Origin of the sequence: Comamonas sp. NyZ500 (assembly GCF_016772095.1) — a bacterium.
Taxonomy (GTDB): domain Bacteria; phylum Pseudomonadota; class Gammaproteobacteria; order Burkholderiales; family Burkholderiaceae_C; genus Comamonas; species Comamonas thiooxydans.
The window spans coordinates 284,092-297,550 of the sequence record NZ_JAEIJE010000003.1; the positions used below are offsets into that span (position 1 = coordinate 284,092).

Below are 13,459 nucleotides of genomic sequence, written 5' to 3' on the forward strand. Positions count from 1 at the left end.
GCGCAGCTTGTTGCGCCCAGGCACAAGGCACGAAAAGGCCCAATCCGCTGCCCAGCAACACAGCGGCCGCCTTGGTGATGAATGTCATGGTGATGCTCCGCCGGCATGCCTGCCCTTCCATTGGCAGTCTTGTGCAAGCGGAGCAAATCTAGCCTCGCGGCCCCCACAGGGTTCTGACCTCAAGATGACAAATTTGTCATCTTCGCAAACGACCGACTTGCTCGACAATCTGCGCATGAAGCTTCTAGTCATCGAGGACGAAACCAAACTCGCCGAATACTTGCAAAAAGGCCTGGGCGAGGAAGGCTTTGTGGTCGATGCCGCGCACAACGGCATTGACGGCCTGCATCTGGCCACCGAGCAGCCCTACGACCTCATCATTCTGGACGGCATGCTGCCCGGCATAGACGGCCTGGCCGTGCTGGCGGCTCTGCGCCAGTCTCGCCAGACGCCAGTGCTCATGCTCACGGCCCGCGCCCAGGTGGAAGACCGCGTCAAAGGACTGCAGGCCGGCGCCGATGACTACCTGGTCAAGCCTTTTGCATTTTCAGAGCTGGTGGCCCGCATTCATGCACTGCTGCGCCGTGGCCTGCAGGCCCAGGCCACGCCCGAAGCCACTGTGCTGCGCATGGCCGATCTGGAGCTGGATCTGCTGCGTCACCGCGCCACGCGTGCTGGTCAGCGACTGGACCTGACGGCCAAGGAGTTCAATCTGCTGAGTCTGCTGCTGCGGCGCCAGGGCGAAGTGCTGTCGCGCACCGAGCTGGCCTCCCAGGTCTGGGACATGAACTTCGACAGCGAAACCAATGTCGTCGAGGTCGCCGTGCGCCGCCTGCGCCTCAAGCTCGACGCACCGTTCGAGCTGCCCCTGCTGCACACGGTGCGCGGCATGGGCTATGTGCTGGAGCTTCGCCTTGATGCCTGATGGCCGGTGCTTACCATTCGCGTAGAGCAATCAGTTCCTCCACATCCGCATCTTCAAAACCATAAGCCTTGGCAATGGCCTCGAAGTCAGCCGCAATGCATTCACGTGCCGCCGTCTCTATCTCGCTGCCCTGCTCTTCGAACTCCTGCTGCAGATCGTTGAAACGCTCGGTCGCAGCGTGGGCCAATCGATACAGCTGCTCCAGATTCTGCGGCTTTTGCTGCTCTATCTGCAGGCAGAGTTCTCTCAGAATATCCTCGCCCTTGCGAACCAGTTCTTCAGGGAAATAGCTGTCCTCGTACATCTCCAGCAAGAAGGCGTAGTTGTTCATGATGGCGTTACCAAGACTCATGGTCCGTTCCTTTTCCAGCAAACCGCAAACAATGAATCTTCCAGCATAGCAGCCACTCATGACCGCTGATCACGTCTCTCCAAGCACTCCTCAGATCCCGAACCTGAGCCGCCGGCTGTCGCGCTCGCTGGCCCTGCAGACCATGCTGGGCCTGGGCCTGGTCTGCGTTGCCGTTTACTGGGGCAGCTGGCTGGCACTGGCCCAGCGCCAGCAGGAAAGCCTGGAGCAAAAGCAGGTCACGGTCACCCATCTTCTGCAACAGGCGCGTGCCAACCGCTCCGCGTCCAGCATGCAGCACATGCTGTCCGACTTTCTCACGGGCCATGAGGATATGTCGATCCGCGTCAGCTATGCCAGCGGCGCGCTGCTGTTCGAGAAACTGCACCAGCCCCTCGACGATGTTCACAGCGCACGGCGCAGCTTCAGCGTCGTACTGCCAGCCCATGTGGACCAGCAGGAACAGCAGCTCGTGCAGGTGCTGCTGATGCTGGACCGCCGCCCCGACGATGCCCTGCTGCGCCAGTTGGCCTGGATTCTGGGCCTGGCCGCCGTCAGCGGTGCGCTGCTGGTGTCGCTGTTCAGCGCCTGGCTGGTGCGCCGCGGGCTGGCGCCTCTGCATTCGCTGGTGGAGCAGACCCGGCAACTGGGCGCCAAGGATCTCACGCACGACTGGCAGACCAGGCTTGACGACAGCAACCAGCCCCAGGAGCTGCGTCCGCTGATTGCACAGTTCAACGCGCTGCTGGAGCGGCTGGCGGTGGCCTACCGGCAGATGGAGGCCTTCAATGCCGATGTGGCCCATGAGCTCAACACCCCGCTGACCACGCTCATCAGCAGTTGCGAGCTGGCTCTGCGCAAGCCCCGCGATGCCGACGAGCTGCGCGATATCCTGGCTTCCAATCTTGAAGATCTGCAGCGCATGGCCGGCATCGTGGCGGACATGCTTTTTCTCTCTCACGCCGATCGCGGCGAGAGCGCGCACCGCATTCAGGTGGCCAGCCTGGCCAGCCTCGCGCACGAAGTGGTGGAGTATCACGAGGCCGCGCTGCAGGAGGCCGATCTGCAGGTGCGGGTGCAGGGCGATGCACAGGCCCAGGTCGATGCGCGACTGCTGCGCCGGGCGCTGTCCAATCTGCTGGGCAATGCCACCCGCTATGCCACGCCGGGAAGCTGCATAGAGATACAGATCAGCACGCCGCAGGCCGGCCAGGTCAGGCTGGCGGTGCAGAACCAGGGCCAGGCCATTGCCGCCGAACATCTGCCCAGGCTGTTTGACCGCTTCTACCGCTCGGACGCAGCCCGCAGCCAGGCCGATCGCAACCACGGCCTGGGCCTGTCCATCGTGGCCGCGATCGCGCGCATGCATGGCGGACAGGCGTTCGCACGCTCCGACCTGTCTGTCACCAGCATCGGGCTGAGTCTGCCTACGGGCCAGGCCCTACCAGCCCGGGCGCCTGTTTCATCCGGCAAGCAGGTGTAAATACCGGGGATGCCCACAAGCAGCACCGCGCGGGGATGACATGGAGCTGCGCGATCAGGCCGCAAGATGGCCGGCCATGCATCGCTGAAAGGAGACACCATGCATTGCTTGAGAAACGCTGCCTGCCTGGCCCTGGCCGCCAGCGCAGCTCTTGGCCTGCCCGCTCTGGCTCAGGGCCGGATTCCCGATATGCAGCAGGCCGGCGTGCTGCGCTACAGCTGCGGCGGCATAGGCGAAGATGAATCCACACTCATGCGCGCCGCGATGAAGGACTACCCGCTGTCGCTGCTGTTTGCACAAAAGGACGGCGCCTATCTGGCCAATGTGGCGGTCGAGGTCAGCTCCGGCAAGGACAGCAGCCGCTTCACGGCCAACGGCCCGGTCTGTCTGATCCAGCTGCCCGCCGGCAGCTACAAGATCACCGCCACCACGAAGGAAGGCAGCAGCCAGACCCAGACGGCAGAGATCGGCAAGGGCCCGCATCAGCTGGACTTCCGCTACTAGCAGCTAGCCGCCTGCAGGCGGCAATGCCCCGGGGCCGTCCAGGGGAGATGCGCGCGGTCGCGCTGCGCGAGGCCAGGCAATGAGGACAATAAGCGCCATGTCCCAAGATCAAGACGCATCCACCTATCAGGCCCATCTGCAGGCCGGCAACGCGCTGGTGCAGCAGGCCCAGAAGATTGCCACGCAGGACTTCGAGCAGGCCCGCGCATTCTGGCAGGCCGCCGGCAAGGAGTTCTATCTGGCGCACAAGGCCGATATGAGCGAGCCCGAAGCCGCCTTTCGCCTGGCACAGGCCTGGATGGCCGAGGCCCACGCCTTGCAGAAGGAGGAGAACCGCAACGCGCTGGTCATGTGGGCCAACGCCGCTGCGCAATGCGAGCTGGCCTTCGACCTGGAGCCAGAGAACGGTCGCATCGCCATGACGGCCGCCAGCTGCCACCTGTTTGCCGGCCAGACCGATGCCGCCAAGGCCTGGCAGCTGATTGGCAAACAGTTGCTGCCGCCCGAGCCTTCCGCGCCCGATGCCTGATATTTTTTGATAGCTTGCTGCGTATTAAAACAAAGGGGTTCAGTGCATGAATGCATTGAACCCCTTTGTTTATTGGCGAGAGCAGCTATTAAATTTGCCACCTCCCGCGAAGCCTAGCGCTCGAGTGCAGCGCGAATCTGCCGCGCATTGGCCCGCATGGCCTGGGGGCCGCTGCTGCCCAGCAAATACCAGAGCTGAGGATCGACGAACACCAGCTGCTGCTTGCGGCCTGCACGCGTGTTCTTGATGGTGTCGTTGTCGAACAGCTCCCGCGACGGCACGACCGGCTTGCCGTCCTTGTCCCTGGTGCTGCCCGTGCCCGCATTGCGGTCGATCACGAACAGCCATTCGGGGTCAATCCTGGCGATATCGTCCATCTTCAGCGCAATGCCGCGCGCCTGCGCCGGATCCGCGGGCAAGGCAGGCTTGATGCCCAGCACGTCATGCAGCAGACCGAAGCGCGAACCCGGGGTCTGGGCGCTCATGTTTTTGTTGACGGCCAGCACCAGCAGGCCCGGTGCGGCCTTGGCTGCGGCAGCGCGGGTGGCCTGCACATCGCCGCGCACCTGCTGCATGAGCTGCTCGCCCTGCGCCTGCTTGCCCCAGAGGCTGGCCAGCAGCTTCACATTGCGCTGCATATCGCCGAGCAAGTCCTGGCCCGAAGTGCTCAGGTCCAGTGTCGGTGCGATACGGCTCAGCGCTTCGTACTTGCTGGCCGAGCGGCCGGCCACCACGATCAGATCGGGGCGGATGCGGCTCAGCGCCTCGTAGTCGGGCTCGAACAGCGAGCCAGCCACCTGATAGCGGGCATCGGCGTAGCCCGCCAGATAGGCGGGAAAATGGACCCTGGGCACTCCCGTCACCGGCAGCTTGAGCGCCTGCATGGTGTCCAGCGAAGCCAGGTCGTACACCACCACACGCCGGGGAGCGAAAGGCAGCTCGGCCACGCCCCTGGCATGCTCGACCTGGATGCGGGCGGGCTGGGCCGCAGACGGCTGGTCCGCCTGCGTTTGCGCCCAGGCGGTTCCGGCCGTCGTCAGCAGTGCCAGGGTGGCGGCGCGACGGCTGATCAGTTGCTGCATGAAGAACCTTGAAAAGCAAAACAGAAGAAAAGTCAGCAGCCCTTGCCGCGAATCTTGGCAACGGCTGCGATGGCGATAATCAGAACTTGACGTTCATGCCCAGCCAGTAGCGGCGGCCGTCGAGCACAGTGTCGTAATTGACGCCGTCATAGATGACCTGCTTGTCCAGCAGGTTGTAGATGCCCGCATACAGCGTGACGGTCTTGCTGAGCTTGTAGGAGCCGCCCAGGTCCAGCATGGTGTAGCTCTTCTGGGTGAAGCTGCCCGAGGACGCTCCGCCCGTGGGGGCGCTTTCCTCACCGCGGTAGGAAGCCTTGAGCCAGCCGTTGAGCTGGGCCGTGGGGCTCCAGTCCAGCGAGACATTGAACAGATGGCGCGGCAGCTGGTTCAGCGGCAGGCCGGCAAACTGGCCGCTCTTTTGCTCGGACTTGGTGAAGGTGTAGTTGGTCTTCAGGCGTAGCGTCTTGCTCAGCTGGGTGCCCAGCGAAGCCTCCACGCCGCGCGTGATGGCGTTGTCCACATTGATGTTCGTGGTGGGCACGCGGCCCGAGCTGTTGAGCGGGCCGCAGCTGGGGCAGGCCACGCGGGTGATCTTGTCCTCGAACTCGTTGTCGAACACCGTCAGCCCCGCCGTGGTGCCGGCGCCGCTGTCGTAGAGCACGCCGATTTCCTTGGTCAGCGAGGTTTCGGGCTTCAGATCGGGGTTGCCGTAGATATTGCCGCCACGGCTGACCTGGCCCCAGTCACCCACGGTCTGACGCAGCGACGGCGCTCGAAAGCCCGTGGAGACGCCGCCCTTGACCGTCCACTGCGGGGCCGGATTCCACACGCCATACAGGCGCGGGCTGACCTGGCCGCCGGCCTGGCTGTCATGGTCGTAACGCAGGCCGCCGGTCAGTGCGAAGTCCTTGTGCAGACGCCATTCGTCCTCGGCAAACACAGCCCACTGGCTGCGGTTGATGCTGGTGCGGCTGGCATTGGGCAAGGTGTTGGTGGTGGTGTCCGTCAGGTCCTGCTCGTTGTAGCTCACGCCCGTGGTCAGCAGATGGTTGGCCCCCAGCGGCGCCACCCAGCTGCTGTTGAAGACCGTGTTCTTGATGGTCATGTCGCGCGACAGATTGCGCGTCTTCTCCTGCTGCAGATAGGTGTCCGAGGACGCCCAGCCCCAGCGTCCCTTGTGCTGCAGCGAGAAGTTGTCGCGCTCGAACTTGCGGTCGCTGAGTGCGGCCGTGGCCGCCAGTGTCTTGCCCGGCGTCGATGTGTAGTGCTGCTTGCCCGTGCCCAGCTCGGCAATGATGTCGTGGTCCTTGTTGGGCGTCAGTGCCAGCTTGACGTTGAGCGCGCGGTTGTCGTAGTCGTTGTAGCCGTTGAGGATGTTGTCCTCGCCTCGCTTGTTGTAGTTGCCGTAGATGCTCAGGCCCAGCAGATCGGTCTGTATGGGGCCGGACAGATAGAAATTGCTCTGGTAGATATTGCCCGAGGAAGAGCGCTCCTGCAGCGTGGCCTCGGTGCGGATGGAGCCCATCCACTCTTTGGCCACCTTGCGCGTGATGATGTTGATCACGCCCCCCATGGCGTCCGAGCCGTAGAGCGAGGACATGGGGCCGCGCACCACTTCGATGCGCTCTATCGCCTCCAGCGGCGGCACCCAGCTCTGGTCGGTACCCGTGGAGCCGTTGGCCTGGGTTTCGCGGGTATTGGTGCGCTTTCCGTCCACCAGGATCAGGGTGTAGTTCACGCCCATGCCGCGCAGGCTGATGTCGTTGGAGTTGTTGTCCGAAGGCACCAGATTCACGCCTGGCACGTCGCGCAGCGCATCATGCAGATTGTTGTAGCTGCCTTTTCCCAGCTCTTCGCGCGTGATGACGGAAATCGAGGCCGGCGCATCCTTGATCTCCTGCTCGAAGCCCGAGGCCGTCACCACCACGGTCTCCAGCGATTTCTCCTGTGCCGCCGTCAGCCCATGGGTCAGCAGGCCGGCAGACGCCAGCGCCATGCCCAGCATGGGACGCAGCGACCGGCGGGCGGTGGACAGAGGACGGGAAGACGAAGAGGCGCAGGCCGTGGCGAAGCCTGCAGCAGCGGCTGCATGAGTTGACATGATGAGTCCGGAAGAAGATGCACATCGACCCGGCAAGGCTGCGTCCCAGGACCGGAGCCACGGACAGCAGGAGCGGGTCAGCGAAGCATTCGCGCTGTTGGAGTGATGAAGAAGGCAATCACGATCTGTACATGAGATCGTCCTGGCTAAACCATGCAGCTGGGCATGGCGGCATGCGGCCATTCAATGGGCATGCCTGGCTAAGTCAAGGATTGCAGTAAGTTCTTCTTGTTGCGAATGGTTCTCATTGTAACTGTAAATAGCAGCTATTCAAAAGAATTTCTACTGTTAAGTACTTTGACAAGAGCGCTAACCAGCACCAACTGGCACCGGCATGCGGCTCATAAAGCTTTATCCCAGCCAGGCCAGCAGGCTGCCCCACAGGGCCGCGGCATGCGAGATCAGAAACAGCAGCAAACCGATGGCGCCGCCCACCAGCGTGCCGTTGATGCGTATGTACTGAAGATCCTTGCCGATATGCGCCTCGATCAGCGTGGCCAGTTGCTCGGCATCCCAGCGCTGCACCGTGTCGGCAATATGTCTGGCGATGAACTGCGAGACATCGGGAGCCAGCGTCGTCGCCCAGCGCTTGAGGCGCTCGTTCATGGAGTTGCGCAGCGCCTCGTCATGCGCGAGTGCCTGGCCCAGCCAGCGCCCCATCACGGCGGCACGCCGTGCCATGGCCGAGTTTTCGTCGGCCAGATCGCGCTCCAGCTTGGTGCGCCAGCCTGCCCATAGCTCGCGCAGATAGACGGCCAGCTTCTCGTCATGCAGCAGATAGTTGCGCAGTTTTTCTACCCTCTCGGCGTAGACCGGGTCGTTCTGCAGACCGTCGATCAGGCGCTGTATGGAGCTGTCGAAGGCCTCGCGCAGACGGTGGCCGGGGTTCTGGGCCACGTCCTGCAGCAGGCTGTCCAGAGCGCTGGCGATCAGACTGGCGCCCTTGTCGCTGAGCCAGTCCGTGGGCAGCATTTTTTCCTTGATCGGGTGCTCGCGCTTGAGCCAGACCACGATGGTCTGCGCAATCAGCACATGGGTCTGCTCCTGGCGCAGCACGCGGCTGATGCGTGCCAGCACATCGTCGAGCACCTCCTGATGGCGCCCGCCCGCCGTCAGCCCCGACAGCAGCGATGCCGCCGCGCGCGACAGATCCACATGCTGCATCACGGCCTTGAGCGACTGGGTCAGAAACTTCTCTACCTGCTTGTCCTGCACCATCTCCAGCGCGGCCAGCGCCAGCCGCGCCACCTGCCTGCCCAGCAGCTGGCTGTTGGCGGGAGCCGTGAGCCAGTCCGCCAGCGCCTGGGCGGGGTTGTTGCGCTCGATCAGCGCCACCAGCGAAGGCGCGTCGAGAAACTTGTCGCGCACGAAAGTGGCCAGGTTGCGGCCTATGCGATCCTTGTTGCGCGGGATGATGGCCGTGTGCCGCCCCACCAGCGGCAGCGGAATATGGCGAAACAGCGCCGAGACCGCAAACCAGTCGGCCAGCGCCCCCACCATGGCAGCCTCGCAAATGCCGCGCAGACAGACCAGCCATAAAGGCACGGCCTGCCCCTCTATGGCCCAGCGCGAGCCGGCCAGCGCAGTGGCGATGAAACCTGCGGCCACCAGCAGCAGCAGAACCAGCGGCATGCGCTTGGCCTGCTGCAGTGAGCGACGTTGTTCAGACGTGAGCATGCGCTAGAGCATACGGCCTCTCGGCCCGCTCGTCTGCAGCCCAGGGCTGCCGCCAGCATCGGACGGGTCAGCCGACCTTGACGTCTGCCGTGAAATCAGCAAGCCGGTGGTCCTGGCTCCAGGGCCACCAGCTTCTCTCAAAGTGCACATCAATGGGCAGGCGGTTGACGCGATGCTCGGCAGGCAGGGCCTGCAGCGGACGCAGCTTGACCACCACCGCGGCGCTTTGCGACTCCATCGGGCCCACGCGCTCGGCCGGGATGCGCTGGGTTTCCGAGAAGACCTCATCGACCTCGGCCGGCACCTTCTGCCCATCCAGGAAGACCAACGTGGCCTTCTGGCCCTTGCGCGCGTACCTCAGGTGCTGGGGCGTCAGATAGGCCTGGACCCAGGGCGCCTTGCGCGTCTGCAGCACCATCAGCTCGTCTCCGGCCACCACCCATTCGCCTGCCTTGACGAAGCTGCGCACCACCTGCGAGGGCACGGGCGCCATCAGATCCGCAACCGGCGTGATGTTGCCGGCCTGTGCCAGACCGACAGCCTGGCGCGTGGCCGCAGCATCCTTGGCCGCCTGCAGATACAGGGCGCTCTGCTGCTGGCTGGCAACCAGGATTTCGCGCTGGGCACGGCCAATCTCGGCCTGTGCCTGCAGCATCTGCAGGCGTGCTGCGTCCACTTCCTGGCGCGTGGCCGCGCCCTGGCGGAACAGCTCATCAATCTGCCGCACGCGATCCTGCATCAGGGACATGCGGCCCTGCATGGCCTGCAGACTGGACTGCAAGGCCTTTTGCTGGCCCTGCAGATCCTGGCGCTGCATCGCATAGGTATGGTCCGCGGAACTGGCCACCACGTCGGCTGCCTGCACCGTACCGGCCGCTGGCGTGGGCACCTGCTTTTGCACCACACGCAGCACGCGCGCGCCCTGCTCAGTGGCCTGCCCCTCCGGGGCGACCTGCTCCACCTGGCCCGTGATCGGTGCACGCACCACGACCTGGTCGATGACCACCATGCCGGGCGAAGCGCGCAGCACCGTACTGCTCACGGTTTTGTAGACAAAATACAAGGGTATCAGCAGCACAATGCCCAGCACCAGATACCAGCGCCAGCGCGGCACCTTGCGCTTGACGTTGTCGTACTTGACGGGAATGCCATTGCTGACTTCCGCCGAAGCCGGCGGAGCATTGAATTGGATCTTCACGGTTGAGCCTCCATATAGTCTTCCCAGGACTGCACGACGACGCCTTTGAAACCGGGCACCGTCCGCAGCGCTTGTGCCACGCCCTGCCAATGAACCAGTGCCTGGCGCCTGCCTATGCGAAACAAGCTCTCTTCCGAGGGCAATGCCTTTTCAATGCTTTGCGCCACGGCCAGGTCCAGCCCCTGAGGCATGGGCGGCAGCTGCTTGATCGCGTTCACCGTGCTCTGCGCATTGGCGCTGTAGATCATGGGCACGACTTCCTTGACGCCGGCCTTCTGCAGGGCCTGTAGAAAGCCGGGTTCGCGCAGTTCGCGGTGGTGGGTCGTCAGCGAGATCGGCAGGCGGCTTTGAGTCACCGCCTCCTGCAGGCTGTCGAGCACATTGCGGCCCCAGTCCTTTTGCTGTACCTCGGGCAATTGACTGCGCTCCAGGTCCAGGTGGACCATGCCGAACGGCATGGATTGCACCTTCTGCAGCAGCGCCAGCATGTTGCCGCGCCCCTTGGGCAGCACCCAGGTCGGCTCGCCCAGCAGCAGCTCCAGCCGGATGCCGCGCTGGCGTGCACGCTGCGCCAGCTGCTCCAGTCCCTGGCGAGCCTGCTCGTCGGCCGCCAGGCGCTGCAACTGCTCTTCGGTGAACGACACCAGAAGGCGCTGCGTGCCTTGCGGCAGCTGGTCGATGCGGGCCGGCTGCTGCACCCATTGCCAGCCTTTCCATGCATACCAGCCGGTTCCCGCAGGTGCGGCTGCCGCAGCGGCTGCAGCGGGTTTGGCAACGCCCGCTTCCCCGCTGAGCCTGGTCTGCTGCGCCACTGCTACCAGTCCGTCAGCACCCACTGCGGAAGCTGCGGCACCAGTACGCTGCAGCACCGCAGCCTGCAGGGGGTCGTCGCTACGCACCTGCAAGCTGCAACCACGCGTGTAATACAGCATGTCCATGGCCGCCAGATCCTCTCCTTCGGCGGCGCTGATATAGCGCACCGCCGCTTCGTAGCGGCCGTTGTCGGCCTTGATGGTCTGCACCATGCCGTCACCGCCGAGGCTGGGCGCGCGCAGTTGCGCCACACGCAGCCCTTCGGTGGCCGCTGCATAGCGCTGGGCACTGCTCTTGAGTTCGCCCTGGCTCAACCTGTACTGCTCCAGCACGGTCTGCTGCTCCAGCTGCAGCTTGCCCTGGGTCTGCGCGTATTGCTCGGCCGCCTCGTCATACTGGCCCTGCAGTTTGGCCGCCATCGCATCCTTCTGACTGCGCCATTGCAGGGGGATGGACACATCCACCGCCACGGCCGTCGCATGGCCGGGGCTGCCGCCGAAATCCTTGCTCAGGCTCTGGCTCAGTTGCACGCCGCCCGTCACTCCGCCATAGCGCGTGTGCCGAGCCTGCTCCCGCAATCCTTCCATCGCATAGCGTGCAGATTCCAGCGCGGGATGCGTGTTGAGCGCATCCTGCAGCATGGCCGGATTCATGCAGGTCGGCGGCAGGGCCAGAGCCGGCACCGACTGGGCGCGCAGACGGCGGCCGGTCAAAAAACCCATTTGCTGCAAGGCTGCGCGCTGCATTTCCTTCTCCTTGGCCACGCGGTTCTGCGCGGCTTCGTAGTAGCCCTGCAGGTCCAGCCCTTCAGAGCGCAGCATGTGGCCGCCAGCCACGCGCTCCTGCAGCCTGCCCTCGATCTGGGAGCGCGTGGACAGATAGGCCCGCGCCACCTGCTCGCGCTGCTGGCTGCGCAGATAGCGCACATACAGCCGTCCCAGCTCCGTCACGGCCTGGGCCTGCAGCAGCTGGGTCTGCGCGGTACTGCTTAGTTGCTCGGTCCTGGCCTCCTGCACATTGCGCCGGCGTGCTTCCTCGGCGCCCAGAAAACTCCAGCGCAGACCAGCCTGCCCCGACAGACGGCTGTAGTCGCGGTTCAGGGTATCCGTCACCGGCTCCTTGGCGCGTGCCAGGCCGGCAGCCGCGATAAGCCGTGCACCGTTGTCCGACTCGACCAGCTTGAGGTTGCTGCCGGCCACATGCTCCTTGAGGCGCGCCAGCCGCACGGCTGGCGCCTGCTCCGCGCTCCAGGCCTGCAGGTCGGCCCAGCTCCAGGGCTGGCCCGTGTCAGCGGAAGCGACAGGAGCATGCGTCTCAGACGCTGCGGATACGGCAGTGGTAGTCTGCGCGCTCGCGCTTGTTCCCAGCATGGAAGCCAGCAGGCTGACGCCTATCAGACCGCTCAGGGCTCGGACGCGGTGCGGCCCACCCGGCAGGTAGTGAAGGGAAAATGGTTTCATGCGTTGGTTTTTAGAATTTGTTCTTGCGCAGCACCCAATTGGGCGCCATGGACGAGTCCAGGTGCGAATGGGTCAGCGCTTCCACCAGGATGGCGTAGCCACTGTGCACCCGGGTCACGAAGGCAAAGAGAGGAAACAGCGGCAGGTACGGCAGATAGGACAGGTCCAGCCGGATGCGCTCCGACACCGTGGCCAGGTAGACCAGGTAGTAGGCCAATAGCAACAGCAGATAGCCCAGGTAGACGAAAGCCAGCGTGCCCAGCACGATGCCCAGCGGCTGGATGAACAGCAGCATTGCCAGCGATCCCACGATCAGATAGGGCAGCACCAGCTGCATGAGCAGGCCGTTGATAAGGGTGAAAAGAAAGTTCGGCCACCCCAGCAACGAAGGCCGCAGGTTGAAACGGTACTTGCGCACGAACAGGTAGTACATGTCCCCGTCCCAGCGCAAGCGCTGCTTGAAGAACACGCGCCAGGATTCCGGTGCGTCGGTATGCCCCATGGCATGCGGCTCGAACTTGATGCGCATGCCGCTGTAGCGACCGAAGTACTGCTTGATGCGCAGCGTCATGTCCAGGTCCTCCGCCGTCCCCGCGTCCCAACCGCCAAGGTGCCGGACCAGCGAAGTCCGGAACACTCCAAAGGCACCCGAGATGTTGTTGACGATGTTGAACTCGGACAGGCCCGTTTTGCCACCGCTGATGGAGAGCATGTATTCCAGCCCCTGCATCTTGGTCACCAGGTTTCTGCCCTGGTTGCGCACACGCAGATTGCCCGCAACCCCCGCCACCAGTGGGTCGTCGAAGTGGCGTGTGGCGTTCTCCACCATGTCGTTGTCGAACGAGGTATCGCCGTCCAGTGCCATCACCACGTCGCCCGTGGCCAGCGTCAGCCCCGCATTCAGCGAAGACACCCGGCCGCCGCGCTGCCACTTGGGCAGCACGGTGACTTCGCGCCCCTCGGTACCTTCCCAGCGTTTGGCCTCGGACAGTGCCGCATGCAGCGTGTCGCTGTTCTTGATAGCTCCGTCGATGATCGGAATGATCTGGATGCGCCCCGCATAGCGCTGATTCACCAAGGAGCTGATGGTCTTGCGCACATCATCGCCTTCGGAATAACAGGTGATCAGGCAAGACACGGACGGGTACTGCAGGCGCCGGACCGGAACACGCCAATGGCGCAACCCGTAGCGCAGCATCCCGCCGACGACCAGCACATAGAACGGCAGCTCCAGCAGGACGATGAACGGGAACAGGTTGAATGCCTGATCCCATGCGCCCCGCGTGCTGAAGCTGTGCGCCAGCAGCAAGAAAGATTCCACAAACTGCTGCCACATGG

General features: G+C 64.0%; 11 protein-coding genes. 4 read left to right on the forward strand and 7 right to left on the reverse strand.

The window, feature by feature from the left end; translation table 11 throughout:
- Positions 1–235 precede the first annotated feature (235 nt).
- Positions 236–925, forward strand: coding sequence for a heavy metal response regulator transcription factor (locus JAO85_RS07000; protein ID WP_003068520.1), 690 nt, complete (start codon positions 236–238; stop codon positions 923–925).
- Between the two features lie 10 nt (positions 926–935).
- Here the strand turns inward: JAO85_RS07000 and JAO85_RS07005 are convergent, their stop codons facing one another.
- Positions 936–1,277, reverse strand: a complete 342-nt coding sequence (locus JAO85_RS07005) for a DUF5713 family protein (RefSeq protein WP_012840052.1) — start codon at positions 1,275–1,277, stop codon at positions 936–938.
- Between the two features lie 58 nt (positions 1,278–1,335).
- Between JAO85_RS07005 and JAO85_RS07010 the strand changes: the two genes are divergently transcribed.
- The 3 genes from JAO85_RS07010 to JAO85_RS07020 all read left to right on the forward strand — a co-directional run bounded on the left by JAO85_RS07010 (position 1,336) and on the right by JAO85_RS07020 (position 3,790).
- The gene (locus JAO85_RS07010) at positions 1,336–2,757 is read left to right on the forward strand and encodes a heavy metal sensor histidine kinase (RefSeq protein WP_012840053.1); all 1,422 of its coding nucleotides are present in this window, start codon (positions 1,336–1,338) and stop codon (positions 2,755–2,757) included.
- Between the two features lie 99 nt (positions 2,758–2,856).
- Entirely contained in the window at positions 2,857–3,261 is a 405-nt protein-coding gene (locus JAO85_RS07015) for a hypothetical protein (RefSeq protein WP_232096845.1), read from the forward strand.
- A gap of 97 nt (positions 3,262–3,358) precedes the next feature.
- Positions 3,359–3,790: a hypothetical protein gene (locus JAO85_RS07020; RefSeq protein WP_003068510.1), complete on the forward strand. Its 432-nt coding sequence runs from the start codon at positions 3,359–3,361 to the stop codon at positions 3,788–3,790.
- A gap of 113 nt (positions 3,791–3,903) precedes the next feature.
- On the opposite strand, the gene JAO85_RS07025 is transcribed toward JAO85_RS07020, so the two are convergent.
- The 6 genes from JAO85_RS07025 to JAO85_RS07050 form a co-directional block, all read right to left on the reverse strand.
- Complete coding sequence (locus tag JAO85_RS07025) at positions 3,904–4,872, reverse strand: siderophore ABC transporter substrate-binding protein (protein WP_039050145.1); 969 nt, start codon at positions 4,870–4,872, stop codon at positions 3,904–3,906.
- 79 nt (positions 4,873–4,951) lie between these two features.
- Positions 4,952–6,973, reverse strand: coding sequence for a ligand-gated channel protein (locus JAO85_RS07030; RefSeq protein ID WP_202787775.1), 2,022 nt, complete (start codon positions 6,971–6,973; stop codon positions 4,952–4,954).
- A 351-nt stretch (positions 6,974–7,324) separates the two neighbouring features.
- Positions 7,325–8,650, reverse strand: a complete 1,326-nt coding sequence (locus JAO85_RS07035; protein ID WP_039050147.1) for a DUF445 domain-containing protein — start codon at positions 8,648–8,650, stop codon at positions 7,325–7,327.
- A 67-nt stretch (positions 8,651–8,717) separates the two neighbouring features.
- Positions 8,718–9,848 (reverse strand): HlyD family secretion protein, encoded by a 1,131-nt coding sequence (locus JAO85_RS25805; RefSeq protein ID WP_039050148.1) that lies wholly within the window; start codon positions 9,846–9,848, stop codon positions 8,718–8,720.
- Complete coding sequence (locus JAO85_RS07045; protein WP_054073753.1) at positions 9,845–12,121, reverse strand: TolC family protein; 2,277 nt, start codon at positions 12,119–12,121, stop codon at positions 9,845–9,847. The genes JAO85_RS25805 and JAO85_RS07045 overlap by 4 nt, the downstream gene beginning before the upstream one ends.
- 10 nt (positions 12,122–12,131) lie before the next feature.
- Complete coding sequence (locus JAO85_RS07050) at positions 12,132–13,457, reverse strand: glycosyltransferase (RefSeq protein ID WP_039050149.1); 1,326 nt, start codon at positions 13,455–13,457, stop codon at positions 12,132–12,134.
- Between the last annotated feature and the right edge of the window lie 2 nt (positions 13,458–13,459).